This is a genomic window from Streptomyces sp. NPDC002838 (genome assembly GCF_040295365.1).
Classification (GTDB): domain Bacteria; phylum Actinomycetota; class Actinomycetes; order Streptomycetales; family Streptomycetaceae; genus Streptomyces.
In genome coordinates this window covers 78,978-105,294 of the sequence record NZ_JBEOVF010000020.1, presented here as the reverse complement: position 1 = coordinate 105,294, position 26,317 = coordinate 78,978, and the positions used below count along the sequence as shown (strand labels likewise).

Annotated in this window: 26 protein-coding genes; 13 read left to right on the top strand and 13 right to left on the bottom strand. The window is 72.2% G+C overall.

What is annotated here, in order from left to right; genetic code table 11:
* The first annotated feature begins 132 nt into the window (after positions 1-132).
* On the top strand, positions 133-1,305 hold the full coding sequence (locus tag ABT063_RS25110) for an acyl-CoA dehydrogenase family protein (RefSeq protein ID WP_351060387.1): 1,173 nt from the start codon (positions 133-135) through the stop codon (positions 1,303-1,305).
* On the opposite strand, the gene ABT063_RS52280 is transcribed toward ABT063_RS25110, so the two are convergent.
* On the bottom strand, positions 1,268-1,516 hold the full coding sequence (locus ABT063_RS52280; protein WP_502990879.1) for a hypothetical protein: 249 nt from the start codon (positions 1,514-1,516) through the stop codon (positions 1,268-1,270). The two genes, ABT063_RS25110 and ABT063_RS52280, sit on opposite strands and share 38 nt — an antisense overlap.
* A 235-nt stretch (positions 1,517-1,751) precedes the next feature.
* Entirely contained in the window at positions 1,752-2,186 is a 435-nt protein-coding gene (locus tag ABT063_RS25105) for a hypothetical protein (protein WP_351060384.1), read from the bottom strand.
* Between the two features lie 268 nt (positions 2,187-2,454).
* On the opposite strand from ABT063_RS25105, the gene ABT063_RS25100 reads away from it, so the two are divergent.
* The 4 genes from ABT063_RS25100 (at position 2,455) to fxsA (ending at position 6,528) form a co-directional block, all read left to right on the top strand.
* Complete coding sequence (locus ABT063_RS25100) at positions 2,455-2,895, top strand: Lrp/AsnC family transcriptional regulator (protein WP_018548954.1); 441 nt, start codon at positions 2,455-2,457, stop codon at positions 2,893-2,895.
* A 47-nt stretch (positions 2,896-2,942) separates the two neighbouring features.
* A complete protein-coding gene (locus ABT063_RS25095) occupies positions 2,943-4,544 on the top strand; it encodes an amidohydrolase (protein ID WP_351060380.1) in 1,602 nt (533 codons plus the stop codon).
* A gap of 547 nt (positions 4,545-5,091) precedes the next feature.
* Complete coding sequence (locus tag ABT063_RS25090; protein WP_351060378.1) at positions 5,092-5,895, top strand: polyprenol monophosphomannose synthase; 804 nt, start codon at positions 5,092-5,094, stop codon at positions 5,893-5,895.
* Between the two features lie 72 nt (positions 5,896-5,967).
* A complete protein-coding gene (fxsA, locus tag ABT063_RS25085) occupies positions 5,968-6,528 on the top strand; it encodes an FxsA family membrane protein (RefSeq protein WP_351060375.1) in 561 nt (186 codons plus the stop codon).
* A gap of 124 nt (positions 6,529-6,652) precedes the next feature.
* Here fxsA and ABT063_RS25080 read toward each other — a convergent pair whose 3' ends face one another.
* The 4 genes from ABT063_RS25080 to yczE form a co-directional block, all read right to left on the bottom strand.
* The gene (locus tag ABT063_RS25080) at positions 6,653-7,027 is read right to left on the bottom strand and encodes an RNA polymerase-binding protein RbpA (protein ID WP_030677841.1); all 375 of its coding nucleotides are present in this window, start codon (positions 7,025-7,027) and stop codon (positions 6,653-6,655) included.
* Positions 7,028-7,294: 267 nt separating this feature from the next.
* Positions 7,295-8,677: an MFS transporter gene (locus ABT063_RS25075; RefSeq protein ID WP_351060371.1), complete on the bottom strand. Its 1,383-nt coding sequence runs from the start codon at positions 8,675-8,677 to the stop codon at positions 7,295-7,297.
* A gap of 58 nt (positions 8,678-8,735) precedes the next feature.
* Positions 8,736-9,503 (bottom strand): glycerophosphodiester phosphodiesterase family protein, encoded by a 768-nt coding sequence (locus ABT063_RS25070; protein ID WP_351060369.1) that lies wholly within the window; start codon positions 9,501-9,503, stop codon positions 8,736-8,738.
* The gene (yczE, locus tag ABT063_RS25065) at positions 9,500-10,159 is read right to left on the bottom strand and encodes a membrane protein YczE (RefSeq protein WP_351060366.1); all 660 of its coding nucleotides are present in this window, start codon (positions 10,157-10,159) and stop codon (positions 9,500-9,502) included. Before yczE ends, ABT063_RS25070 begins: the two co-directional genes overlap by 4 nt.
* Before the next feature lie 98 nt (positions 10,160-10,257).
* Between yczE and ABT063_RS25060 the strand changes: the two genes are divergently transcribed.
* Complete coding sequence (locus ABT063_RS25060) at positions 10,258-11,754, top strand: SCO1417 family PLP biosynthesis transcription factor (protein WP_351060363.1); 1,497 nt, start codon at positions 10,258-10,260, stop codon at positions 11,752-11,754.
* A gap of 27 nt (positions 11,755-11,781) precedes the next feature.
* Here the strand turns inward: ABT063_RS25060 and ABT063_RS25055 are convergent, their stop codons facing one another.
* Positions 11,782-13,425: a P-loop NTPase family protein gene (locus ABT063_RS25055; RefSeq protein ID WP_351060360.1), complete on the bottom strand. Its 1,644-nt coding sequence runs from the start codon at positions 13,423-13,425 to the stop codon at positions 11,782-11,784.
* A gap of 40 nt (positions 13,426-13,465) precedes the next feature.
* Positions 13,466-13,660, bottom strand: a complete 195-nt coding sequence (locus ABT063_RS25050) for a hypothetical protein (RefSeq protein WP_007380617.1) — start codon at positions 13,658-13,660, stop codon at positions 13,466-13,468.
* 261 nt (positions 13,661-13,921) lie between these two features.
* Here ABT063_RS25050 and ABT063_RS25045 point away from each other — a divergent pair, with 261 nt between their 5' ends.
* The 5 genes from ABT063_RS25045 (at position 13,922) to ABT063_RS25025 (ending at position 19,373) form a co-directional block, all read left to right on the top strand.
* Positions 13,922-14,314, top strand: a complete 393-nt coding sequence (locus ABT063_RS25045; RefSeq protein ID WP_351060357.1) for an ankyrin repeat domain-containing protein — start codon at positions 13,922-13,924, stop codon at positions 14,312-14,314.
* 298 nt (positions 14,315-14,612) lie between these two features.
* Positions 14,613-16,031, top strand: a complete 1,419-nt coding sequence (locus ABT063_RS25040; protein WP_351060354.1) for a HEAT repeat domain-containing protein — start codon at positions 14,613-14,615, stop codon at positions 16,029-16,031.
* 200 nt (positions 16,032-16,231) lie between these two features.
* Positions 16,232-17,365 carry a glycosyltransferase family 4 protein gene (locus tag ABT063_RS25035; RefSeq protein ID WP_351060351.1) on the top strand — a complete coding sequence of 378 codons (1,134 nt, stop codon included), beginning with the start codon at positions 16,232-16,234 and terminating at the stop codon, positions 17,363-17,365.
* The gene (locus ABT063_RS25030) at positions 17,362-18,525 is read left to right on the top strand and encodes a glycosyltransferase (RefSeq protein WP_351060348.1); all 1,164 of its coding nucleotides are present in this window, start codon (positions 17,362-17,364) and stop codon (positions 18,523-18,525) included. The genes ABT063_RS25035 and ABT063_RS25030 overlap by 4 nt, the downstream gene beginning before the upstream one ends.
* On the top strand, positions 18,522-19,373 hold the full coding sequence (locus tag ABT063_RS25025) for an SGNH/GDSL hydrolase family protein (RefSeq protein ID WP_351060346.1): 852 nt from the start codon (positions 18,522-18,524) through the stop codon (positions 19,371-19,373). Before ABT063_RS25030 ends, ABT063_RS25025 begins: the two co-directional genes overlap by 4 nt.
* Positions 19,374-19,377: 4 nt before the next feature.
* Here the strand turns inward: ABT063_RS25025 and ABT063_RS25020 are convergent, their stop codons facing one another.
* The 5 genes from ABT063_RS25020 to ABT063_RS25000 are packed head-to-tail and all read right to left on the bottom strand — an operon-like array spanning position 19,378 to position 23,796.
* The gene (locus tag ABT063_RS25020) at positions 19,378-20,247 is read right to left on the bottom strand and encodes a 5-oxoprolinase subunit C family protein (RefSeq protein ID WP_351060345.1); all 870 of its coding nucleotides are present in this window, start codon (positions 20,245-20,247) and stop codon (positions 19,378-19,380) included.
* Positions 20,244-20,882, bottom strand: coding sequence for a 5-oxoprolinase subunit B family protein (locus tag ABT063_RS25015; protein WP_351060344.1), 639 nt, complete (start codon positions 20,880-20,882; stop codon positions 20,244-20,246). The genes ABT063_RS25020 and ABT063_RS25015 overlap by 4 nt, the downstream gene beginning before the upstream one ends.
* A complete protein-coding gene (locus ABT063_RS25010; RefSeq protein ID WP_351060341.1) occupies positions 20,879-21,637 on the bottom strand; it encodes a LamB/YcsF family protein in 759 nt (252 codons plus the stop codon). Before ABT063_RS25010 ends, ABT063_RS25015 begins: the two co-directional genes overlap by 4 nt.
* 39 nt (positions 21,638-21,676) lie before the next feature.
* A complete protein-coding gene (locus ABT063_RS25005; RefSeq protein ID WP_351060338.1) occupies positions 21,677-22,498 on the bottom strand; it encodes a putative hydro-lyase in 822 nt (273 codons plus the stop codon).
* Positions 22,495-23,796 (bottom strand): MFS transporter, encoded by a 1,302-nt coding sequence (locus ABT063_RS25000; RefSeq protein WP_351060335.1) that lies wholly within the window; start codon positions 23,794-23,796, stop codon positions 22,495-22,497. The genes ABT063_RS25005 and ABT063_RS25000 overlap by 4 nt, the downstream gene beginning before the upstream one ends.
* Before the next feature lie 173 nt (positions 23,797-23,969).
* Here ABT063_RS25000 and ABT063_RS24995 point away from each other — a divergent pair, with 173 nt between their 5' ends.
* Positions 23,970-24,665 carry a GntR family transcriptional regulator gene (locus tag ABT063_RS24995; RefSeq protein WP_351060332.1) on the top strand — a complete coding sequence of 232 codons (696 nt, stop codon included), beginning with the start codon at positions 23,970-23,972 and terminating at the stop codon, positions 24,663-24,665.
* Positions 24,666-24,756: 91 nt separating this feature from the next.
* On the top strand, positions 24,757-26,283 hold the full coding sequence (locus tag ABT063_RS24990) for a hypothetical protein (RefSeq protein ID WP_351060329.1): 1,527 nt from the start codon (positions 24,757-24,759) through the stop codon (positions 26,281-26,283).
* Positions 26,284-26,317: the final 34 nt, after the last annotated feature.

Here is a 26,317-nt window from a genome sequence, read left to right as displayed (position 1 = left end):
AGAGCCGCTGGTCAGCAGCTTCCGTGACCCGGGAGTGCGAGCATCGGCCGGCACCCAGTGAGACCCGGCGGAACCGCCCCCACCCAAGGCGCACGCCCCGCCGATCTGCCCGACAGGGAGGAGAGCGTCGCCATGCCCGACCGCGCCCCGCAGCCGGTGGACCGTCAACTGCCCACGGACGAGGCCCGGGATCTGATCTCGCTCGTCCGTGACATCGCGCAGCGCGAGATCGCCCCGAAGGCGGCCGAGGAGGAGGACGCCGGACGCTTCCCGCGTGAGGTCTTCACCCTGCTCTCCGAATCCGGACTGCTCGGCCTGCCGTACGACTCCGAGTACGGCGGCGGTGACCAGCCCTACGAGGTCTACCTCCAGGTCCTCGAAGAGCTCGCCGCGGCCCGCCTCACCGTCGGCCTCGGCGTCAGCGTGCACACCCTGGCCTCCTACGCGCTCGCCACCTACGGCACCAAGGAGCAGCAGCTCGAGCACCTGCCGGCGATGCTCGGCGGTGGCTTGCTGGGTGCGTATTGCCTCTCGGAGCCGTCGTCGGGCTCGGATGCGGCCTCGCTGCGGACCAAGGCGGTGCGTGAGGGCGACGACTGGGTGATCACCGGAACCAAGGCCTGGATCACGCACGGTGGCATCGCCGACTTCTACACGGTCATGGCGCGTACGGGCGAGGAGGGGCCGCGCGGGATCACGGCGTTCCTGGTGCCCGGTGACGCGGAGGGTCTGAGCGCCGCGGCGCCGGAGAAGAAGATGGGCATGAAGGGCTCGCCGACCGCGCAGGTCCACCTCGACGGGGTCCGCGTCCCCGACGACCGCCGCATCGGCGACGAGGGCCAGGGCTTCGCGATCGCCCTGTCCGCGCTCGACTCCGGGCGGCTCGGCATCGCGGCCTGCGCCGTCGGTCTGGCCCAGGCGGCACTCGACGAGGCAGTGGGGTACGCGACCGGGCGGCAGCAGTTCGGTCGGCCCATCGCCGACTTCCAGGGCCTGCGCTTCATGCTCGCGGACATGGCGACCCAGATCGAGGCCGGCCGCGCGCTGTACCTGGCGGCCGCGCGGCTGCGGGACGCGGGCCGGCCGTTCGCCAAGCAGGCGGCCATGGCCAAGCTGCACTGCACCGACACGGCGATGAAGGTGACCACCGACGCCGTCCAGATCCTCGGCGGGTACGGCTACACCGCGGACTTCCCGGCCGAGCGCTACATGCGCGAGGCCAAGGTCCTGCAGATCGTCGAGGGTACGAATCAGATCCAGCGGATGGTCATCGCCCGTCACCTCGCGGGTCCCGAGAGCCGCTGAACTGACCGCGCGTGACCAGGGGTGCCGCGAGCCTGACCCACTCCGGGTCGTGGCGCCCCGGCAATGTGCGGCCCCGGTCGGCCCAAGTGCGCAGCAGATCACGGTAGATGGGCGGATCCTGAACCTGAGGCGGCGCAAGCGGAACCGATCCTGCGGGTGCGGGTACGAACAGGCGGCGCTGCCGCCCGATCGCCGTATAGGTGGGGGGCATACCGGGACAACGCGGAGGACGGCGGACAGGTCACCGCTCCCGGGAATCGGGCGTGAGTTCGCGGAGGTCGGGATGGGGCCGAACCGCGGCGACTGTCCGACGTACCGTCAATCCGTCTCACATACCGTCATCCGCCGACGTGTCGCCAAGTCACCCTCCGGCGTGCCGAACCGCACCACGGCAGCCTGCGGAGCCGTGGTGCAGGTCGGTCACGAAGGTTGGAGCGAGGCCGCTCTCAGGCGGCGTGGCGCCGCATGACGGGCACCCGGATCGGGCGGGACCCCGGGCCGCCCACGTGCGAGAAGGGCTGCGTCCGCCAGTTGAGTCCCTGGGGGAGCGTCAGCAGCAGGGCGGTGTCCTGCTCCTGGGGCTCCACCGACTCGTCGGCCGGACGGGCCTCGGACGCGGCGCGGCCGGTGCCGGCGCAGACCGTGAGTCCGAACGGGTTCCACGGTGAGGCGCACAGCGCGTGCTCCGGCAGGACCTCCTCGTCCGCCAGCAGGGCGATGGGCTGCGCGCAGTCCGGGCAGATCACCCGGTACATCTCGAAGGTGTCGTACGCGTCGGGTTCTTCGTCGTAGGCGTCGGGTTCGACGCCCTCCGGCTCGGGCTCGACGACCGGCTGGAGCCGCTTGGGTGCGGTACGACCAGGGCGCTTAAGACTCTGCATTGGGTTCTCCCCCTCGGGCTGGGCCGTGAAGGCGCTGCGGCCTCGACCACAGCAAGCACTTCCCGCCCCGTCTCGGCGGTAATCACGAGAACATCACGGAGCCTGTTCGGGGTGTGTGGCGTTCGTCACATGCCGCCCGCAGGTGCCCGGCGCGGCCGCTTTGTCCCCCAAACGGCTCACAGGCTGCTCTCGGCCACATCACAAACCGGGTATGACCTGCGCCGCTCAGGTATCGGAGGAGATCAAGGGCACTGTAGGTTCTTGCGCCATGGAGGAGCTGGACCGACAAATCGTGCAGCTGCTCGTCAAGGACGGGCGGATGAGCTACACAGACCTGGGCAAGGCCACAGGCCTGTCCACGTCGGCCGTGCACCAGCGGGTGCGCCGGCTGGAACAGCGTGGCGTCATCCGCGGCTACGCCGCGGTCGTCGACCCGGAGGCCGTCGGGCTGCCGCTGACCGCCTTCATCTCGGTGAAGCCGTTCGACCCCAGTGCCCCCGACGACATCGCGGACCGCCTGGCCGGCGTCCCCGAGATCGAGGCCTGCCACAGCGTCGCGGGTGACGAGAACTACATCCTCAAGGTGCGCGTGGCCACGCCGCACGAACTGGAGGAGCTGCTGGCGCGGTTGCGCTCGCTGGCGGGGGTGTCCACGCGGACGACGGTGGTGCTGTCGACGCCGTACGAGGCGCGGCCGCCGCGCATCTGACCGACCTGTGTGCCGGGCGGCTCGGGCGAGGCGCGAGACTGTTCCCCATGAGCGAGCGCACCCCCGAGCCGAACACCGTCCTGCTCCGTCGCGGAGAAGTCCACAGCCCGGCCGACCCCTTCGCCACAGCGATGGTCGTCGAGCGCGGCCAGGTCGCCTGGGTCGGCTCCGAGGGGGCTGCCGACGCCTTCACGGACGGCGTCGACGACGTCATCGACCTGGACGGCGCCCTCGTCACCCCGGCGTTCACCGACGCACATGTGCACACCACCTCGACGGGCCTGGCGCTCACCGGCCTCGACCTGTCCGACGCGCCCTCCCTGGAGGCGGCCCTGGCCCTCGTACGGGACTTCGCCGCCGCCCGTCCGCACGACCGGGTCCTGCTCGGCCACGGCTGGGACGCCTCCCGCTGGCCCGGCGGCCGTCCCCCGACGCGCGCCGAACTGGACGAGGCAACGGACGGCCGCCCCCTCTACCTGAGCCGGATCGACGTCCACTCGGCGGTCGTCACGACGGCCCTGCTGGACATGACCCCCGGCCTCGGCGTGACGGCCGGCCCATTCACCGCCGACGCCCATCACGCCGTACGCGCCGCCGCGTTCGCAGCCGTGACGCCGGGCCAGCGCACCGAGGCCCAGCGCACCGCCCTCGCCCACGCCGCTTCCCTCGGTATCGGCACCGTCCATGAGTGCGCGGGGCCGGAGATCTCCTCCGAGGACGACTTCACCGGCCTGCTGAAACTCGCCTCCGAGCAGACCGGCCCGCGTGTCGTCGGCTACTGGGCCGAGCAGGACGTCCACAAGGCGCGTGAGCTGGGCGCGATCGGCGCCGCCGGCGATCTGTTCGCCGACGGTGCCCTCGGCTCGCACACCGCCTGCCTGCACCAGCCGTACGCCGACGCCGACCACACGGGCACCGCCTACCTGGACGCGGCCGCCGTGGCCACCCACGTCATCGCCTGCACCGAGGCGGGCCTTCAGGCGGGCTTCCACGCGATCGGCGACGCCGCCGTGAGCGCCGTCGTCGAGGGCGTGCGCGCCGCCGCCGAGAAGCTCGGCCTCGCCCGCGTCCGGGCCGCCCGCCATCGCGTCGAGCACGCCGAGATGCTCACGCCCGAGACGATCGCGGCCTTCGCCGAGCTCGGCCTGACCGCGTCCGTCCAGCCCGCCTTCGACGCCCTGTGGGGCGGCGAGGACGGTATGTACGCCCAGCGCCTGGGCGCCGACCGGGCCCGCACCCTGAACCCCTTCGCCGCCCTGCTACGGGCCGGTGTCCCGCTCGCCTTCGGCTCCGACAGCCCGGTCACGCCCCTGGACCCGTGGGGCACGGTCCGCGCGGCCGCCTTCCACCGCACGCCGGAACACCGCGTCTCCGTACGGGCCGCGTTCACCGCGCACACGCGCGGCGGCTGGCGGGCGATCGGGCGGGACGACGCGGGGGTCCTGGTGCCCGGCGCGCCCGCGGACTACGCCGTGTGGCGCACCGAGGAGCTGGTGGTCCAGGCCCCCGACGACCGCGTCGCCCGCTGGTCGACCGACCCCCGCTCCGGCACGCCCGGCCTGCCCGACCTGACCCCGGGCCGTGACCTGCCCATCTGCCTGCGTACCGTGGTGGGCGGACGGACGGTTTTCGTACGGCCGGGCGAGTGATCTCCTGGGGTGGCGCGACGCCGATCGGCCGCCGCCGCCGCGTCGCGCGACCTGCGCATCCTCCGCACTGACCAGGGCATTGACCGAAAACCCACAGGTCAAACGGCTGTTGACAGCCGACGGCAGCGGGCCGATAGGTTCGGCCGAGTCCACCACCGGACGCCCGACCGGGGAACGTCCACGACTCGTCGCGGCGCCGCTGGGTCAGGGACGGTGTGCCGCACCGGGGCACCGCCACTGGGAGCCAGGCTCAGCGCCCGCGCCAGGACGAGGGAACCTTCCGGCCGGTCGGGGAGGTGTGACCCGGGTGGGGCCCGGGCGCTCAGTAGACAACGGCTTTCGGTCGACTCGCAGCCAGCGGGTCCCAGGTCGGCCCGAAGGGCGCCGGGCCCCCATCCGCAGAACGCGCGGTGAACGCACGGCGGCCGAAATCCGCGGTCTTACCCCGCTCTTGTGGAAACGGCACCACCATACGAACGTCTTGTCACGTCATCGCAGGCTGCGGCCACTATGGTGGACCTCTGCGTACGGAGATGAAGGGGCAGCAGTGAACGACGGCGACGGGACCCTCGCGGCACAGGACCGGGGGAGACAGTTCGGCCCGCTCGGTACGGCGTTGGTGATCATTCCGACCTACAACGAGGCGGAGAACATCAAGGCGATCGTCGGCCGGGTGCGCAAGGCCGTCCCCGAGGCGCACGTGCTCGTCGCAGACGACAACAGCCCCGACGGCACGGGCAAGCTCGCCGACGAACTGGCCGCCGAGGACGACCACGTCCAGGTCCTGCACCGCAAGGGCAAGGAAGGCCTCGGCGCCGCCTACCTCGCGGGCTTCCGCTGGGGCCTGGAGAAGGGGTACGGCGTCCTGATCGAGATGGACGCCGACGGCTCCCACCAGCCCGAGGAACTGCCCCGCCTGCTGACCGCCCTCAAGGGCGCCGACCTGGTCCTCGGCTCCCGCTGGGTGCCCGGCGGCCGGGTCGTGAACTGGCCGAAGTCCCGCGAGGTCATCTCCCGCGGCGGCAGCCTGTACTCGCGCCTCGCCCTGGACCTGCCGCTGCGCGACGTCACCGGCGGCTACCGCGCCTTCCGCCGCGAGACCCTGGAGGGCCTCGGCCTCGAAGAGGTGGCCTCCCAGGGCTACTGCTTCCAGGTCGATCTCGCCCGCCGCGCCGTCAAAGCGGGCTACCACGTCGTCGAGGTGCCCATCACCTTCGTCGAGCGTGAACTCGGCGACTCCAAGATGAGCCGTGACATCCTCGTCGAGGCGCTGTGGCGGGTCACGACGTGGGGCGTGGGCGAGCGGGTCGGCAAGATCGTCGGCCGGCGGGGCAAGCCCTCGCAGCCGTAGGGACACCGCCGCACAGAAACGGTTGATCGCCCCCTTATCCCGTACTGAGCCGTGCCCAGGCACACTGGATGCATGACGACTGGCGCTCCGACTCCCACGTACCCCGCCCGGCCCCGGCGCTCCCGGCTGCGCACGTTCCTGCCGCTGGGCATCGCCGCCTGGCTGGTGCTGGAGATCTGGCTGCTCACCGTGGTCGCGGGCGCGGCGAGCGGGTTCACGGTGTTCCTGCTGCTGCTCGCCGGTTTCCTGCTCGGCTCGGTGGTCATCAAGCGGGCGGGCCGGCGCGCCTTCCAGAACCTGAACGAGGCGGTGCAGCGAGGCGGCGCCCCGTCGAGTTCGAACGGCGGCGGCAACGGCCTGATGATGCTCGGCGGCCTGCTCCTGATGCTCCCCGGCCTGATCTCGGACGCGGTGGGCCTGCTCCTGCTGATCCCGCCGGTCCAGAAGGCCCTCAGCAGCTACGCGGAGCGCACCGTCGAGCGCAAGCTGCGCGAAGCCGGCCCGGGCACCCTGGGCGACGCCTTCCAACAGGCCCGTATGCACCGCCCCGACGGCAAGGTGGTCCCGGGCGAGGTCATCAGGGACGAACCGGGGGACACCCCGCAGGACCCGCGTCCGCCGCTCACGCGCTGAGCGGCTTTCGGGGCGGCGACCCGCTCTGCCGTGACACGAAAACCGCGGGCGCCGTACGTCGACTTCACGTACGGCGCCCGCGGTTACTCGTGTGCTGTGTAAGTCCGCTCCAGGTCCCGCTGGACTACGCCGACTTTCGGCTGTCCCTCGGGTGGACCGCGATGTTCATCGCGCCGGAGCGGAGAACGGCCAGGCGCTCCGCGAGGACCTCTTCGAGTTCCTCGCGGGTACGCCGCTCCATCAGCATGTCCCAATGCGTACGCGCGGGCTTGGCCTTCTTCTCTTCAGGGCCGTCGCCGTCCACGAGGAGTGCCTGGGCCCCGCAGACCTTGCACTCCCACTCCGGCGGGATCTCCGCCTCGACCGAGAAGGGCATCTCGAAGCGGTGCCCCTTCTCGCATGCGTACTCCACGGCCTGGCGTGGGGCCAGGTCGATGCCGCGGTCCGTCTCGTAGCTGGTCACCACGAGGCGCGTGCCGCGAAGAGCTCGCTCACTCATGAATCGTGCCTCCCGGGCTTGTCGCCCACAGGACAGGTGTCGCTGTCGTCGTCATCCGGTCAACGTCCGGTCGGCGGTAAAGATTCCCGTTCCGTGTCCCGTTCCGGGTCATGCGTCGCCGTCGTAGCCGCCCCTTGTTGTACCCACCAGCGCCCGGTTTGTCACATCTGCTAGCAGATGTCACCCAGCGTTTCGGCATCTTTGACGCGCAGTAACGGTACGCCTGGCAGGCCAAACGCGTACACTACAGCGCTTTGGTGTTAAACGCTAAATCCTTTCGGGAACCGGGTTCCCCGCCGCGCCGATCGCCCGCCGTACCGGAACCCGCGCGAGCAGCACGAATCCGATGACGAAGAAGGCCACCAGCGAGATGATCGCGTCCCGATAGCTTCCGGTCACCTGGTAGGTGATCCCGAACAGCAGCGGGCCCAGCCAGCTCATGCCGCGGTCGCTCATCTCGTATGCCGAGAAGTATTCGGCCTCCTTGCCGGGCGGGACGAGATGCGAGAACAGCGAGCGGGACAGCGCCTGGCTGCCGCCGAGGACGAGTCCGATCCCGGCGGCCAGCACGAAGAACCACATGGGGGCGCCGGCGGGCAGGAAGTAGCCCGCGCCCAGCGTCACCGTCCAGGCGACCAGGGAGCCGAGGATCGTGCGCTTCGCCCCGTACGTCCGGGCCAGCCGGCCCATCCCCAGCGCGCCCGCCACCGCCAGCACCTGGACCAGCAGCACGGCCCCGATGAGCGTGGACTGCCCGAGTCCCAGTTCCTCGGAGCCGTAGATCGACGCCTGGGAGATCACGGTCTGGATGCCGTCGTTGTAGATGAGGTACGCCAGCAGGAAGGCGAGCGTCAGCGGGTGGCGGCGCATGTCGCGGACGGTCGCGGCGAGCTGCCGGAAGCCGAGAGCCGTCGACGCCCTCGCCTCTTCCTTCGCGTCCTCCTTCGCGTCCGTCGTGACGGAGCGGCGGCGGTCGCGCAGCCGTCGTAGGGGGACGAGGGCGAAGGCGCCCCACCACAGTCCGGCGGACGCCAGGCAGACGCGGACCGCCGCGCTCTCCGAGAGGCCGAAGGAGTCGTGGGCGGTGTAGAGGACGAGATTCGCGACCAGGACCAGCGAGCCCGCCGCGTATCCGAAGGCCCAGCCCCGGGAGGAGACCGCGTCGCGCTCCTCGGGCGGGGCGATCTGCGGCAGATAGGAGTTGTAGAGCATCATCGCCACGGACTGCGCGGCGTTCGCGACGATCAGCAGGACGCCGCCGAGAAGATAGCGGTCGCCGTCGAGGAAGAACATGGCTGTCGTGGCCGCTGCCCCGGTGTAGGCGGCGGCCGCCAGGAGGGGCTTCTTGCGGCCCGTGCGGTCGGCGGCGGCGCCGACCAGGGGCATCAGCAGCACGGCCACGATCACCGACAGGGACACCGAGTACGCGAAGAAGGACCCGGCGCGCACCGGGATCCCGAGGGGGTGCACGAAGCCATCGGTGTCCGCCGCCGACTCGGCGACCGACGTCAGATAGGGCCCCAGGAACACGGTGAGCACGCTGGTCGAGTAGACGGAGCAGGCCCAGTCGTAGAAGTACCAGCCGCGCTGTTCACGCCGCCGTTCGGCGGCCTCGTCGGCCGCTTCCGTCCGCACGGTGCCGGTGCCCACCCGTGCCCTCGCTTCCCCGTGAAAGGTGCCGCGCGAGGGCATCCGGCTCTCAGGGGGTTCAGACCCAGACGCCCCGGTCCTCCATGACCTTGCGCAGCGTGTCGATGTGATCGGTCATGATGCCATCGACTCCCAGGTCCAGGAGCCGGTGCATGTGCTCCGGCTCGTTGATCGTCCACACGTGGACCTGCAGCCCGCGCGCGTGGGCGGTGCGGAGGAAGCGGTGGTCCACCACCTGGATGCCGGACTGGGCCTCGGGCACCTGCGCGGCCACCGCGGAGCGGCGCACCACAGCCGGCAGGCCCCAGGAGCGCAGTCGCAGATTGAGTACACCGCGGGTGCCGTACGAGGTCGCCAGGCGCGGTCCGGCCAGCCGCTGGGCTCGGACCACGCGGGCCTCCGCGAACGAGCCGACGCAGATCCGGTCCCAGGAGTTCGTGCGCTCGATCAGCTCCAAGAGGGGAAGGAGCGCCGACTCCGCCTTGACGTCGATGTTCCACCGGGCCTCGGGGAAGGCCTCCAGGAGATCTTCGAAGAGGGGCACCGGTTCCTTGCCCGCCACGCGCGCGTGCCGTACGTCCTTCCACATCAGGTCCGCGATCCGGCCCGCCCCGTCGGTCACCCGGTCCAGGGTCGCGTCGTGGAAGGCGACGAGCTTGCCGTCCGCCGTGGCGTGGACGTCGGTCTCCAGGTAGCGGTAGCCCGCCTCGACCGCGCGCCGGAACTGCAGCTCGGTGTTCTCCAGGCCCTCGGCCGCGCCGCCGCGGTGGGCGAAGGCGATCGGGCCGGGATGGTCGAGAAAGGGATGGCGTATCCGCGTGCTCACGGTCGAAGTATCGCTCCCCGGGGTGGCCCGGTGGCAACGACCGCGCTGCCGTCGGATGCCGAGGGGAGGGCGAACACGCGCAGGAAGAGCTGGGCGAGCGGCCCGATCGACACCGCGTACAGGACGGTGCCGACACCGATGGTGCCGCCCAGGGCGAAGCCGGTCACCACGACCGCCACCTCGACGGCCGTCCGCATCAGGCGGATCGAGCGGCCGGTGCGCCGGTGCAGACCGGTCATCAGGCCGTCCCGCGGCCCCGGCCCGAAGCTCGCGGCGATGTAGAGGCCGGTGGCCGCGCCGTTGAGCAGGACGCCGGCGAGAAGAAGGGGAATGCGTACGGCGAGGGTGTGCGCCTCCGGGACCGCGGCGAGCGTGCCGTCCATGGCGATGCCGACCACGAAGACGTTGGAGACCGTGCCGAGGCCGGGGCGTTGACGCAGCGGAATCCACAGGAGCAGTACCGCCGCGCCCACCACGATCGACACGACTCCGATCGTCAGTCCGGTGAGCTCGGCCAGACCCTGGTGCAGCACGTTCCAGGGCTCCAGACCCAGGCCGGCCTCGACGAGGAGCGCCGAACTCGCCCCGTAGAGCGCGAGACCGACGTACAGCTGGATCAACCGCCGACCGAGCCGGCCCGGACTCTTCGTGGACAAGGGGTCCCCCTGTGGTGATGGTGGCCTGACGCATGACACCCTGGGGCTTGGGTGGAAACGTCATCCATGGCCAATCCGGGGAAGGTGGACTGATATCCATGGCGCAGTGGACCTCGGCAGTGGGTGCCCCGCAACTCGCCCGGCTGCTCAACTCCCAGCAGGACCGCCCGGCGGGCCCGGGCACACGCCGTCCGCCTGCCTACCGCGCGCTCGCCGACGGCATCCGGCTGCTGGTGCTCGAAGGGCGCGTGCCGGTGGCCGCCCGGCTGCCCGCCGAACGGGAACTGGCCCTGTCCCTCTCCGTCAGCCGCACCACGGTCGCCGCCGCCTACGAGGCACTGCGCGCCGAGGGATTCCTGGAGTCAAGGCGCGGGGCCGGAAGCTGGACGGCGGTGCCGGCCGGGAACCCGCTGCCCGCTCGCGGTCTCGAACCCCTGCCGCCCGAGGCGCTCGGCTCGATGATCGACCTGGGCTGCGCGGCGCTCCCCGCGCCCGAGCCGTGGCTGACCCGAGCCGTCCAGGGCGCCCTGGAGGAGCTGCCGCCGTACGCCCACACGCACGGCGACTATCCGGCCGGGCTGCCCGCGCTGCGCTCGATGATCGCCGAACGCTACACCGCCCGCGGGATCCCGACGATGCCCGAGCAGATCATGGTGACGACGGGTGCGATGGGCGCGATCGACGCGATCTGTCATCTCTTCGCGGGGCGGGGAGAGCGGATCGCCGTCGAGTCGCCCTCGTACGCCAACATCCTCCAGCTGATGCGGGAGGCCGGCGCCCGGCTCGTGCCCGTCGCCATGGCCGAGGGCCTCACCGGCTGGGACATGGACCGCTGGCGGCAGGTGCTGCGGGACGCCGCGCCCCGGATCGCGTACGTCGTCGCCGACTTCCACAACCCGACCGGCGCGCTCGCCGACGACGACCAGCGACGGCGGCTGGTGGAGGCGGCGCGGTCGGCGGGGACGGTGCTGATCGCCGACGAGACGATGAGCGAGCTGCATCTCGACGGGGACCTCGAGATGCCCCGGCCCGTGTGCGCCTTCGATCCGGCCGGGTCGACGGTCGTCACCGTCGGGTCGGCCAGCAAGGCGTTCTGGGCGGGGATGCGCATCGGGTGGGTGCGGGCGGCACCGGATGTGATCCGTAGCCTGGTCGCCGCGCGGGCGTACGCGGATCTGGGCACGCCGGTGGTGGAGCAATTGGCCGTGAACTGGCTGTTCAGCACGAGGGGTTGGGAACACGCCGTGGAACTCCGGCGCGATCAGGCGCGGGAGAACCGGGACGCGTTGGTGGTGGCAGTACGGCGGGAACTGCCGACGTGGGAGTTCGAGGTACCGAAGGGCGGGCTCACGTTGTGGGTGCGGGCCGGGGGACTGTCGGGGTCACGGCTGGCGGAGGCGGGGGAGCGGGTCGGGGTGCGGGTGCCGTCCGGGCCGCGGTTCGGGGTGGACGGGGCGTTCGAGGGGTACGTGCGGTTGCCGTTCACCGTGGGGGGTGCGGTGGCCGAGGAGGCGGCGGCTCGGTTGGCTGCGGCGGTGCGGCTTGTGGAGAGCGGGTCCGGGGGTGGGGAGACGCCTCGTACGTTCGTTGCGTGAAAAGCGGCGCCCGCAGGCTGCTCGCGTCTACGTGGAGGTGCTCTCCGCCACCACGGCCTCCGAACGAACCGGCTCCGCCTCGACCGGCTCCACTTCCATCAGCTCCGCCTTCACCAGCCCCGCCTCCACCGGCCCCGCCTCCACCTGCTCCCCGTCCGCCGGCATCGTCCGCTCCGGCAGCAACGCCAGCACCGCCTGCCGGTCCGCCTCGCTCGTCGCGTCGTCATAGGGGTCGGGCGTCGCCGGGACCTGGAGGCGGTGGACCGGCCCCGTGCCCAGGCGGGCGTAGCCGCGGCCGGGCGGGACCTGGGCGACCGGGGTGGTGTGCGGGGGCGCGCCCAGGACCGTTTCCAGTTGCTCGGCCGTGGCCGGGCCGAGGACGACACGCGCGCGCGTGTGCTGTCGTACGGCGTCGCTCAGGGCGTCCGCGCTGTCGAACTGGTCGGCGACGACCACGGTCACGTTCACCGCGCGGCCGTGCCGCAGCGGCACCTGGAGCAGGGACTGCGGGTCCTTGCGGCCGTCGGCCGCGGCCAGGTGGGCGAAGGCGCTCGGGCGGTCCAGGAGGACCCACAGGGGGCGCTTGGTGTCCTCGGGCGGCGGATGACCCGCCTGCCGGGACTGGTTGACCGCGATGAGCCGGCGTTCCGTCTCGGTGGCCGCCCACTCCAGGCTCGCCAGCGCCCCGGCAAGGCCGCACTCCACCGCCAGGACGCCGTCCCGGCCGGTCAGACACGCGTACTCGCCGGTGCCGCCGCCCTCGACGATCACGATGTCGCCGTACTGCAGGGCCTGGAGGGCGATGGAGCGCAACAGGGTCGAGGTGCCGCTGCCGGGCTGGCCCATGACCAGGAGGTGCGGCTCGGTGGAGCGGATGCCCGTGCGCCAGACGACCGGCGGCACGTCCCGCTGCTCCTCGCCGTGGGTGAGCGGGAGCGTGCGCTGGATCTGGGTGGGGTCGGTGAAGCCGAGGACCGTCTCGCCGGGGGCCGTGACGAAGCGCTGGGCGGCGATGTCGGTGGGCAGCGGCGGCAGCACGGTGACCGTGAGCTCGTTGCCTTCCTCGTCCCAGTCGAAGTGGTACTCGCGGCCGCGGCCCGACTTCGAGTGCAGCAGCTGCTCGATCCGGGCGCGGGACTCGGACTCGCCGTCGGTGAAGTACGCCGGGTAGCGGACCACGAGGTGCGTGATGCGGTCCGTCTCGTCGAACTCGTAGGCGGGGAAGGCCTTCTCCCACTGGCCGCCGTGGGAGTAGAGGGGGGCCGGATCCTCGGCGGCCGAGAAATACGGCACCAGGGCCTCGTACAGCGACCGCAGGCGCTGCGCCTGCGACTCGTCCGGACCGTCGGACTGCGACTGTTTGCGGTCCCGGCCCTGCCAGGCTGCCGCCGCCATCAGCGTGATGACGGCGAGCAGCGGGCCGTACGGAACGAGCGCCACGACCAGGATCACCGACGCCACCAGGAACAGCAGCGGCGCGCGCCTGTCCTTGGGGGTGTCGGCCCACTTGCGCCGTCCGGCCGAGGCCAGTCGGCGCAGACCGCGGGTGATCGTGATCAGCGGCTGGAGAACGTCGGTGGCGCTGTCGGCCGCCGTCCGGGCCAGCTCCCGGCTCCGGGCGATCTGCGCGCTGCCTGTGCTCAGGATGCGGGGGAGGGGGCGCCGGGCCACTGCTGTCTCCTGAAGGTGCGTACGGGCGGGAGGAGCGGCGTCAGAACTTGATGCCGCCGAGGAGGCTCGCCAGGCTCTCGCCGCCGGCCTTGATGCTCGGCGCGATGGCCGTACTCGCCAGGTAGAAGCCGAACAGGGCCGAGATCAGGGCGTGCGACGCCTTCAGTCCGTCCTTGCGGAAGAAGATGAAGACGACGATGCCGAGCAGAACGACGCCTGAGATGGAGAGGATCATGTGAGTGCTCCTGGTTCGTGGGGACAGTCACGATGAGTACTTCCAGGCTCACAGCATGTATCCATACTATTAAAGGTGCAACTGGGTGAAATTCGGATGATTTCCCTCGGTTGGCGGAGCTGTCTCGGACCGGTCAGGCTTGGCTCCTGCCCCCGACCGGGTCTGCGGTGATCTTTACCTCCGGCACATCGGGTCATGTGCGGCGCGAGCCAGTACGCTGGCGATTCACCTGAACGGTTGTACTGAGAGGCGGTCCACTCCATGAGTGAAGCCCCCGACCCAGAGGTCGTGGAGCTGGCGACCAAGATCTTCGATCTGGCCCGGCAGGGGCGGACGGAGGCGCTCGTGGCGTACGTCGACGCGGGCGTCCCGGCCAACCTCACCAACGACCGCGGCGACTGTCTGGTGATGCTCGCCGCCTACCACGGCCACGCCGAGGCGGTGCGTGCCCTGCTCGCCCGGGGTGCCGAGGCCGACCGTGTCAACGACCGAGGCCAGACGCCACTCGCCGGGGCCGTCTTCAAGGGCGAGGAAGAAGTGATCAAGGCCCTCCTGGAGGGCGGGGCCGACCCGGCCGCCGGCACGCCGTCGGCCGTCGACACGGCTCGGATGTTCGGCAAGACACAACTGCTCGAATTGTTCGGCGCACACTGATACGCATGCCCTGAACAGGGCAAACACAGAAAACGGGGGAGGCGGTAACCGGCCGCCGAAATTTCGGTCGCGGTGGATGTAACTGCCGAGTCATCATGACGTCGTGATTCACGGACGCGATGGCTGGGCAGGTGATGCCGCACCGCGCGGGCCGTGACGGTCCGCATGGGCCACCGACGAGAGGCAGAGGAAGATGGCTTACAGCAAGCAGGAAACGGCGGGCGCCCCGACGTGTTGTCACGCGGCCAGGTAATGCACGTCCCCGGTTGCGTCGACGCTTGATGTGAGGCTGTTTCCCATGTTCGATCCGGTCATAGCGCCCAGCGGTACGCTGCTCGGCCTGCTCCAGCGGGGCCGCGGCGACGGCACTCTGCACGCGCTCACCGCCCCGCGCGCCGAAGCGCTCGCGGCCCTGAACCACTGCGTGCTGCGCGACCCCCGCCACGACTGGCAGGTGGAGAACCGCTCCCTGTACTACGCCCGTCTCTACCTCGACCTGAACGGCGAGCTGGACGAGATCGAGGCGCACCTCTTCGACGTCGAGGACGCCCTCGACACCGAGGAGTCACGCACCGGGCTGGCCCTCGCCGTCCTCGGCCACCTCGCCTCCTACGGCAGGCGGGACGCGCTCGAACTGCTGCGCCGGTACGCCGCCCACGGCTCCAACTGGGCCTGGGCCCTGGACGAGCTGGCGCTGCGCGACGACGACGCCGGACTGCGTGCCCTCGCGGCGCCCGTCCTGGCGCGCTTCTCCACCGACGCCGAGGGGGAGGCCGAGCTGGCCGCCGTCGTGCGTGACGCCTTCGAACCGAGGCCCTGGCGGCTGTGGGCGGAGGATCCGCGCGAATCCATCGCCACGCGCGTGCGTGCCGCTCACGAGACCGGCTGTTTCGACCGCTGGCAGCGGCAGATGCGTCCGAGCGGACCCCGTCCGGGGTGGAGCGTGCAGGCCGTCTTCGAATGGGCCCAACAGGGCCTCGAACGCGGCGCCGCGCTCCATGTCCCCGCCGCGCGCTGTCTCACGGCCGTCGCCGGCCCCGAGGACCGGCCGGAAATCGTCCGGGCCGCCAAGGACGGCTTCGACGGCGCCCGCTGCACCGCCCTGCGCTATCTCGCCGACAGCAACGATCCGGACGCCCTCGACCTGATCGAGGTCGCCGTGGCCACCGGCTCGGCAGCCGTCGTGGAAGCCGCCCTGGACGCCTTCGAACGCATGCGCAGTGTCGCCGCCGTCGACCGGGCGCGCGGCTGGGCCCGCCGGCCCGACCCCCTCGGCGCCGCCGCCGGACGCATGCTCGCCTGCCGGGGCGGAGCGCAGGACAGCGACCACGTCCTCGCGGCGCTCCGGGAGGCCGTACGGGGCGAGGGCCCCGACGCGCCGACCCTGTGGACGCTCGTCGACGGCGCCGGACGGCTCGGCATCGCCTGCGCGGCCCCCGTGCTGCGCCATGTCTACCGCGAGACGGCCTCATCCCATCTGCGCGGCCGGGCCGCCCGCGCCCTCGCCGCCACCGACTCCTCCTTCGCCACCGGGTTCGCCATCGAGTGCCTCTGGGACTGCGAGGAGTCCACCCGCGAGATCGCCGCCCGGCACGCCGAGACCGGTGACGCCCGGGTCGTGGAGCGGCTGCGCCGACTCGCCGCCGATCCGGCCGAGGAGGCCGAGGTCCAGACAGCCGTACGCAGCCGGATCGGACCGGACGCGGCTGCCATGTGAAACCGGTCTCCGGAGCACCCGCCTGATGAACGCGCCGGGCACGGGTCCGCCCGCTGGGTGAACTCGGAGTGACCCGCGGGTCAGTCGGGCATGGACACGGTCTGACCTGCTCGGGTGTGCAGCGGAACGCTCACGGGACGTTCCCCCTCCGGAAAGATCCACGTTGACGCGGCCACGTCCGGTACGGCGACAACACCGGTATGCGTGTCGTCATCGTGACCGAATCCTTTCCCCCCGATGTGAACGGCGTGGCCCACTGCGCGCTCCAGACCGCCCGGCACCTCGTAGATCGCGGTCACTCTCCGCTCGTTGTCGCGCCGGCCACCGCGGCCGGTATCGGGCAGCCCGACGCCTTGGCGCCGTGCCCCGTCGTCCGTGTCCCCTCCCTGCCGCTCCCGGGCTACCCCCAGGTCCGCGTCGCCCTCCCCAGCCGACGCGTCGCCGCGGCCATCACCGAGCACCGCGCCGACCTCGTCCACCTGGCCAGCCCGTTCATCCTCGGCGTCCGCGGCATGGCCGCCGCCGCCCGGCTCGGCATCCCCGCCGTGGCCGTCTACCAGACCGACCTCGCCGGATACGCCCGCACCTACGTGCACGCGGGCGAGGCCGCGGCCTGGCGGCGCATACGCTCCGTCCACACGGCCGCCGACATCAACCTCGCGCCGTCCAGCGCGGCCCTGCACGACCTGGAGTCACACGGCGTGCCCCGGGTGAAACTCTGGCCGCGGGGGGTGGACACCGTGCGCTTCCGGCCCGACCTCCGGGACGAGGCACTGCGCCGCGAACTCGCCCCGAACGGCGAGCTGATCGTCGGCTACGTCGGACGGCTCGCCCCCGAGAAGCAGGTCGAGCTCCTGTCCGGCGTGTGCGGCCTGGACGGCGTCCGGGTCGTGGTCGTCGGTGACGGGCCGAGCCGGCCCAGCCTGGACCAGGTGCTGCCGGGCGCGGTCTTCCTGGGCCGCCGCACCGGCGACGAGCTCGCCCGGATCTTCGCCTCCCTGGACGTCTTCGTGCACACCGGCCCCTTCGAGACCTTCTGTCAGACCGTGCAGGAGGCCATGGCGAGCGGCGTGCCCGTCGTCGCGCCCGCCGTCGGCGGCCCGCTGGACCTGGTCGCGCACGGGCGCACCGGGCTCCTGGTCCCGCCGCGCGACGCGGACGCCGTACGGGACGCGGTGTGGTCCCTGGCCGCCGACCCCGGCCTGCGCACCGCGTACGGCGCCGCCGCGCGCGCGACGGTCGAGGGACGCACCTGGGCGGCCGTCGGCGACCAGCTGATCGGGCACTACGCGAACGTGCTCGCCGCGCGGAAGACGGCGGTGGTGGCGGCATGAGCGGGCAGTCGCTGCGGATCGTACGGCTGGCGAACTTCGTCGCGCCCGCGTCCGGCGGTCTGCGCACCGCGCTGCGCGAACTCGGCAAGGGCTTCAAGGCGTCGGGGCACGAACCCGTGCTCATCGTGCCCGGTGAGCGCGCGAGCGACCGCGAGACCGAGCAGGGACGGGTGATCACCCTGCCCGGTCCGCCGCTGCCGGGCACCGGCGGGTACCGCGTGCTCACCGACAGGCGGCGCGTGGCCCGGCTCCTGGAGGAGCTGGCCCCGGACCGCCTGGAGGTCTCCGACCGTACGACGCTCAGGTGGACCGGCAAGTGGGCGCGGCGCGCCCGGATCCCCGCCGTGATGGTCTCCCACGAGACCGCCGACGGGGTGCTGCGCACTTGGGGCCTGTCGGAGGGGGCGGCCCGGCGCGCCGCCGACGCCCTCAACATCCGTACGGCACACACCTACTCACGTGTGGTGTGCACCACGGAGTTCGCCGAGCGGGAGTTCGTGCGGATCGGCGCGCGCAATGTCGTCCGCGCGCCGCTGGGCGTCGACCTGGTGCAGCGGCACCCGGCGCTGCACGATTCCGGGCTGCGCGCCCGGCACGCGCGCGTGGACGAGTCGCTGCTGGTGATGTGCACCCGGCTGTCCGTGGAGAAGCGGCCCGGCACCGGACTGGACGCCGTGGAGGCGCTGGTACGGCGGGGGCGGCGGGCGGTGCTCGTGGTGGCCGGGGACGGACCGCTGCGGCCGCGCCTCGAACAGCGGGCGCGGGAGCGCGGGCTGCCGGTGACCTTCCTCGGGCATGTCTCCGACCGCGGGTTGCTGGGCTCGCTCCAGGCGTCCGCCGACGTCTGCCTGGCGCCGGGGCCCGCCGAGACGTTCGGGCTGGCCGCGCTGGAGGCGATGGCCTGCGGCACGCCCGTGGCGGTCAGCGCCTCCTCCGCGCTGCCGGAGGTGATCGGCTCCGCCGGGGCCGTAGCCGCCGACCACGGGAGCGCTTTCGCGGACGCCGTGGAGATGCTGCTCGAACGGCCCGTGGAGGAGCGGCGGGAGGCCGCACGCGCGCGTGCGGAGTGTTTCGGGTGGGGCACGGCGGTGGACGCGTTCCTCGCCGCGCACGACGCGGCGGCTCCCGTACGGCCCTTCGTGCCCGGGGGCGTGGGATGAGACCGCTGCGTTTCGTGGCTCTCGGCGACTCGCTGACCGAAGGTGTGGGTGATCCCGTCGGCGACGGGTGGCGCGGCTGGGCCGTGCTGCTCGCCGGCGGGCTCGCCGACGAACCGGCGCACTTCACCAACCTCGCGGTGAGCGGGTCGCAGACGCGTGACGTGCTCGAACGGCAGCTGCCCGCCGCGCTGGCGCTGCGGCCCGACGTCGTCTCCGTCGTCGTCGGCGTCAACGACACCCTGCGCTGCACCTTCGACATCCATGCCGTGGCCGCCCGCCTCGACACGGTGTACGCCGCCTTCGCCGAGCAGGGCGCGGTCCTGCTCACCGCCTGTCTGCCGGATCCCGGTGCGATGCTCGGGCTGCCCGGCGCCCTGGCCCGCCCGCTGGCCCGGCGGCAGCGGGCGGTCAACGCCGTGGTGCACGCCCTGTCCGACCGGTACGGGGCCGTGCATCTGCACGCCTGTGAGGGCGCGTGGCTCACGGACCGTGCGATGTGGAGCGCGGACCGGCTGCATCCCGGCGAGCGGGGACACCGGCAGCTGGCCGTGCGCTTCCACGCGCTGCTGGCGGAGCACGGCCTCGCGACGGGGACGGCTCCTTCGCCCGAGCCCGGGTTCCCCGCGCCCACCCGGTCGGCGAGCCTGTGGTGGCTGGCCACCGCGGGTACCGGCTGGGTGGCCCGCCGGTGCACCGACCTGCTGCCCCAGCTCCTGACCCTCGCCGCCGACGAGATACGGCACCGCGCGCGCGGGACGAGCGCCCGCCTCGACCTGCGGACGGCCCACGCGGTGTCGGCGGCGCTGGCCGCGCTCTCGGTGGGGGAGCAGCAGCCGGACGCGGCCTAGGACCTCAGCGTCGGCGTACGGCCATGAAGCGGACCGGCGTTCCCGGCACCGCCTGGGCGGCGGACGGGAGGTCGGCCGCGCGGACCACCGCGATCACCGGGTAGCCGCCGGTGGTCGGATGGTCGGCCAGGAACACCACCGGTCTGCCGTCCGGGGGGACCTGGACCGCGCCCAGCACCATGCCCTCGCTGGGGAGTTCGCCGGACAGCGCCCGCTCCAGGGCGGGCCCCTCCGTGCGCAGTCCGATGCGGTTGCTCATGGGGGACACCCGGTACGTGCGTGAGGTGAGCGTCCGTACGGCCTCCGGCGTGAACCAGTCGTGCCGCGGGCCCGGCGTCACGCGCAGGACGAGTTCGGCCGGGGGCGCCGGCTGCGGGGCGACGTCCACGCGCGCGTGGAGGCTGTCCGGGCTCCCCAGGGGCAGCACCGAGCCGTCCGTGAGCGGGGCCGGGCCGAGGCCGGACAGGAGGTCCGTGGACCGGCTGCCGAGGACCGGCTCGACGGCGATGCCGCCGGAGACGGCCACGTAGCCGCGTACCCCGCAGACGGCCGCTCCGACGTCCAGCAGCGCACCGGCGGGCACCCGCACCGGCGCGCCCCAGGCGGCGGGGCGTCCGTCCACGGTGACCGGGCACGGTGCGCCCGTCACCGCCACGGTGACCGTGGAGCGGGGCCGCACCGCACAGCCATTGAGCGTGGTCTCCAGGACGGCGGCCTCGGGCCGGTTGCCGACCAGCCGGTTGGCGAGGGCCGCCGCCGGGCCGTCCAGTGCCCCGGAGCGGGGCACCCCGAGGTGGGCGTGCCCGGGACGCCCCAGGTCCTGCACCGTGGTCAACGCCCCCGCGCGTACGACGGAGAGCGCGCGGTCCGTCATGCGGCACTCACCGGTCCACCAGGGATTTCCACAGGGACGAAGCGCACACGCGTGCCCGGCGACAGCAGTGCGGCGGGCACGCGCGCGTGGTCCCACAGCACGGCGTCCGTGCTGCCGATCAGCTGCCAGCCGCCCGGCGACGAGCGGGGGTACACGCCCGTGTAGGGACCCGCCAGCGCCACCGAACCGGCGGGGACGGCCGTACGCGGAGTGGCCCGGCGAGGGACGTCGTAGATCGGCGGCAGGCCGGTCAGGTAGCCGAAGCCGGGGGCGAACCCGGAGAAGGCGACGGTGAATTCCGTGGCCGCGTGGATCCGGGCCACCTCCTGCTCCGGCACTCCCCAGTGGGCGGCGACCTCGGCCAGGTCGGGGCCGTCGTAGCGCACGGGCAGCTCGATCGCGTCCCGCGCGCGTGGGGGAGCGGGCGGCACCTGGGAGGCGGCCAGCTCGGACGCCAGGCGGGCCGGATCGTCGAGGCCGTCGAGAAGGACCGTGCGGGCCGCGGGGACGATCTCGCGGACCGTCAGCGAGCCCTCCGTGCGGCGCCTCACCAGCTCGGCGTGCAGGGCCTGGGCCTCCTCGCCCGAGGCCACCTCGACGAGCAGGGCGCCGTCACCGACGGGCAGCGTCCTCATGCGAAGGCCTCCACCCGGACGCCGGACGTCTCCAGCCGCTCCCGGACCCGGCGGGCCAGGTCCACCGCGCCCGGCGTGTCGCCGTGCAGGCACAGGGAACGCGCGCGTACCCGGATGCGCGCCCCGGAGTGGGAGGTGACCTCACCGAGGCGGGCGAGGCCCACCGACCGTTCGACGACCACCTCCGGGTCGGTGACCACGGCACCGTCCCGGCCGCGCGGCACGAGCGTGCCCTCCTCGGTGTACGCGCGGTCGGCGAACGCCTCTGTGACGGCCGGCAGGCCCGCCTTCTGGGCCAGCTCCAGCAGGCGCGAGCCGGGCAGCCCGAGCACGGGCAGCGTGGCGTCGGCGAGGAGCACCCCGTCGACGACCGCGCCGGCCTGTTCCTCGTCGCGCACGACCCGGTTGTAGAGCGCGCCGTGCGGCTTGACGTACGACACGCGCGAGCCCGCCGCCCGCGCGAACACCTCCAGGGCGCCGATCTGGTAGGCCACCTCGGCCGTCAGTTCGGCGGGCGGCACGTCCATCGCGCGCCGCCCGAACCCCGCCAGGTCCCGGTAGGAGACCTGGGCGCCGATCCGTACCCCGCGCTCCGCCGCCAGCTCGCACACCCGCCGCATGGTGACCGCGTCCCCGGCGTGGAAGCCGCAAGCCACGTTGGCGCTGGTGACGACGGTCAGCAGCTGCTCGTCGTCGGTCAGCAGCCAGCGGCCGAAGCCCTCGCCGAGGTCGGCGTTGAGATCGATCGAAGTCATGGATCCGTGGGTCTCCTGGTCTTCTGGCACGGTCTTCTGTCAGGCCACGCGGTACTGCTCGTCGCGGGCGTCCGTGATGAACATCTGTCCCGGGGCGTGGGTGAGGGCGAACGGCGGGCGCGAGGCCATCACCGCGGCCTGCGGGGTCACACCGCAGGCCCAGAACACCGGGATGTCGTCCGGCTCGGCGTCCACCGGGTCGCCGAAGTCGGGGCGGCCGAGATCTTCGATGCCGAGGCCCTCCGGCGGCCCGCAGTGTACGGGGTCGCCGTGTACCTCGGGCATCAGCCGGCTCTCCTTGATCGCCGTCTCCAGGTGCGTGGGCGGCACCGGACGCATCGAGACCACCAGGGGGCCGTGCAACCGTTCGGCGGGGCGGCACTGGCGGCTGGTGACGTACATGGGGACGTTGCTCCCCTGTTCGATGTGTCGCATGGGAACGCCGGCCTCGGACAGCGCCCACTCGAAGGTGAAGCTGCAGCCGATCAGGACGGACACCAGGTCGTCGCGCCAGTGGGCGAGCGCATCGGTGGGCTCGTCCACCAACTCGCCGTCCCGCCACACCCGGTAGCGCGGCAGATCGGTGCGCAGATCCGCACCGGGAGCCAGGGCAGTGGTCCAGGCACCGGCGTCGGTCACGTCGAGGACCGGGCAGGCCTTCTTGTTGCGGAAGCAGAACACCAGCACGTCGTACGCCCAGTCGCGCGGCACCGAGAGCAGGTTCGCCTGTGTGTGGCCCGCCGCGACCCCGGCGGTGGGACCCGTCAGGCCCGCCCGGAAGCGGGTCCGGGCCTCTTTCGGGCTCCACGCGTGCGCGTGCTCGTCCACAACGGCCACGGGACGGTCTTCCGTGCGGTTCACACCAGCTCCTTCCCACGCGTCTCCGGCAGGCCGAGGAGCGCCAGGGCAGCGATCCCGTAACCGATCGCGCCGAAGACCAGCGCGCCGCCCACACCCCAGCTGTCGGCCAGGAAGCCGACCGTGGTGGGGAAGACGGCGCCCACGGCGCGGCCGGTGTTGTAGGTGAAGCCCTGTCCCGTGCCCCGCACCGCCGTCGGGTACAGCTCGCTCAGGAAGGACCCGAAGCCGCTGAAGATCGCCGACATGCAGAAGCCGAGCGGGAAACCGAGCACCAGGAGCAGGGTGTTGGCGCCGCTCGGGATGTTCGCGTACGCCAGGATGCAGAGCGCCGAAAGCAGCGCGAACAGCCAGATGTTGCGCCGGCGGCCGAGCCGGTCGGTGAGGTAGCCGCCGGTCAGATAGCCGAGGAAGGCCCCCGAGATCAGGAACGTCAGGTAGCCGCCGGTGCCGACGACCGACAGGTCGCGTTCCGTCTTCAGGTAGGTCGGAACCCAGGTGGCGAGGGTGTAGTAGCCGCCTTGGACTCCGGTGGAGAGCAGGACCGCGAAGACCGTCGTCCGCAGCAGGCCGGGTTTGAAGATCGCCGTGAACGAGCCCTTGTCGGAACTCCGCTCGCGGACCGCGACCGCCTCGGGCGCGTCCTGCACCCGGCGCCGCATCCAGATGACCAGCAGCGCGGGCAGCGCGCCGGTCCAGAACATCACCCGCCAGGCCAGGTCGTCACCGAGGAACGAGAAGACCAGCGTGTACATGATGACGGCCAGCGCCCAGCCCACGGCCCACGAGCTCTGGATCGCGCCGAGAGTACGGCCCCGGTGCTTGGCGCTCGCGTACTCGGCGACCAGGATCGCGCCGACCGCCCACTCGCCGCCGAAACCGAGGCCCTGGAGGGCGCGGAAGACCAGCAGCGTCTCGTAGTTGGGCGCGAAACCGCAGGCGACCGTGAAGACCGCGTAGGTGATGACTGTGATCATCAGCGCCTTGACCCGGCCGACGCGGTCCGCGAGCACGCCCGCGAGGGCGCCGCCGATCGCGGAGACCACCAGTGTGACGGTGGTGAAGAGGCCGGTCTGGCCGCTGTCCAGGCCGAAGTACGCGGCCAGCGCGACCATGCTCAGCGGCAGCGTGAAGTAGTCGTACGAGTCCAGGGCATAGCCGCCGAAGGCGCCCGCGAAGGCGCGGCGGCCGCGCGGGCCGAGGGCGCGCAGCCAGCCCAACGCCCCGTCGTCGGCGGGGCGTTCATCCAGGGGTGGCGGTGTGTCGGTGGACAGGGCCTGCGGTGGAGGGGTCGTGCTCATGGGCACCTCGCAGAGGGAGGACGGAGGGTGCGTGAGGAAATGAGCCGTGCCGTGCGGAAGCCGTCGGCGCCGCGGTGAGCGGGCGGCGCTGTTCGTAGCAAGGTAGAGGATCGTTGAACGATCCCTCAATACCTATGTTGTTTCGTTCTTGTATCTGCGATTGAATTCCGGGCATGGCAGAGCAGCTGACGGGACTGGCCGACGACCGCGCCCTCCTGGGCCGCACCAGCACGGCCGAACGGGTCTCGGACATCCTCAGGAGCCGTATCGCCGAGGGGTACTTCCCGCCGGGGACCCGGCTGTCGGAGGACAGCATCGGCGGCGCCCTCGGCGTCTCCCGCAACACGCTGCGCGAGGCGTTCCGGCTGCTCACCCATGAACGCCTGCTCGTCCACGAGCTGAACCGGGGCGTCTTCGTCCGGGTCCTGACCGTCGAGGACGTCGAGGACATCTACCGCACGCGCGGCCTCGTCGAGTGCGCCGTCGTACGGGGTCTCGGCGAGCCGCCGTACGTCCTGGACGGCCTTGCCGAGGCCGTGGCCGAAGGGCAGCGGGCGGCGCGCGAAGGTGACTGGAAAGCGCTGGGCACGTCCAATATCCACTTCCACCGGGAGCTGGTCGCGCTCGCGGGGAGCGACCGCACCGACGAGGTGATGCGCAGCGTCTTCGCCGAACTGCGCCTCGCTTTTCACGTGGTGGACGAGCCGCGCCGGCTGCACGAGCCGTACCTGGCGCGCAACCGGCAGATCCTTGAGGCGCTGCAGGCGGGGGACAAGCAGGAGGCGGAGAAACTGCTCGCGGTGTACCTCGACGACTCGCTGGAGCGCGTGGTCGAGGTGTACCGGCGGCGGGTCGGCGAGGAAGGTTAGCGGGACCGCCGCACAGGTGTGACAACGGTGACGCCGGGTCGCTTCTGCGTCGTTTGGGTCGTTGTCAGACCGAGGACCTAGTCTGTGCACCGTGACTTCGCCTGCATCGACGGACAGTGTTCCGCCCCAGCTCAGCGCGGGGCCGCGCCCCGCTCCGGGCCCGGCCGCCGACGAGGGACTGGCGCGGCGGCTGCGCGCGCTCGCCTGCACCGCGCCGCTGCACGACCTCGACGCGCGCAAGGCCAACCTCGCGGGCGAGTACTCGGTGTACGGCATGGCGGAGGTGGCGCTCGCCGCCATCGACCTGGTCACACTGAACATGGACTTCGACACCGGCGCCGACCACGACCAGATCGTCGCCCGGCTCATCCCGCGCATCGCCGCCCAGGCCCCGCAGCGGCCCGTCGCCGAGCACGAGCGCGTGGCCCGCTGGGTCCTGGAGAACCTCATCAACGTCGGCAGCGTGGACCGCGGCTTCCGGGCCGTGTACGGCACGTTCGCGCCGGACGGCACCTATGTGCGCCGTGACTACGACTTCAAGCTGATCGAGGAGGTGCCCGGCCCCGGCGGCAGCGTCTACCTCCGTACGACGGACGAGGCGGTCAACGTCCTGGTCGGCGCCCTCGACACCGACGTCACCAGCGCGCAGATCGCCGCCGAGGTCAAGCTGGAGGTGCTGATCAGCCGCGGCCGCCTGGCGGATGCCCAGCTGGCCGCCGAACAGGCCCGGTACCGGACCGTCCAGTACTCCGAGACGCTCCGCAGGGCCCTGGACGCGACCCGGCGCAACGTCCGGGCCGTGGACTGGCTCACCACCGTGCCCGACATGATCGCCGAGGCCCTCGACCACGTCGCCGACCGCTACCGCCACGAGAACGCGATCCTGACCAACATCCGCAAGGCACGCGACGAGTCCGAGGACCCGGAGCACAAGCGGCGTGCCGCCGAGCTGGTGGACATCGTCAAGGACTGCATCCGGCGGCACACGCAGTTGCAGTCCCGGCTCCTGGAAGCGGGCCCGCTCTTCCGTGCCGAGCAGGACCGGCAGGCCTTCGCGACGCCCATGACGACATCGGGGACAGACCTGTACGGCCATCTTGTCGCGCCGGTCCTGCCGTTGCCGCTGGAGCAGGCGGTCAGGGTCACCGACGCGTTCTTCGCGCGCGGGACCGGACTGCGTACCCCGGTGTCGGTGCGGGTGGGCGACCTCGTCGACATACTGCTGACGCCGCCCGTGGAGCGGGAGCATCTGGGCGCGGAGATGCCCGAACCGGACCTCATCGCCACGCCGGACGACAGCCGGTTCAGCGAGGAGCAGTTGGCGGCCGCCACCGAGCTGCTGGATCTGCCGGCGGATGCGCCGAGGCGGTTGTCGGGGCTGCTGGCGGAGGCGCGGCGGCAGGATCCCGATCTGCCCTACCTGGTGGCCCTGTTGGCGGTGCACGCGGCCAGCCCGCCGGTCGGCACGGCCTATCGGCAGGGCGAGCAGAAGCTGTTGTTCGCCGTGGACGACGGGACGGAGCTGGACGATCCCGAGTTCGGTGGAGCCGACCTGATCGTGGGGACGGCTCTGCTGGACGCGGCGGGGATGGCGGCGGACAGGACGGAGGCGGCGTAGGCGTGACGTACCTCTTCATGAACCATCTCAGCAA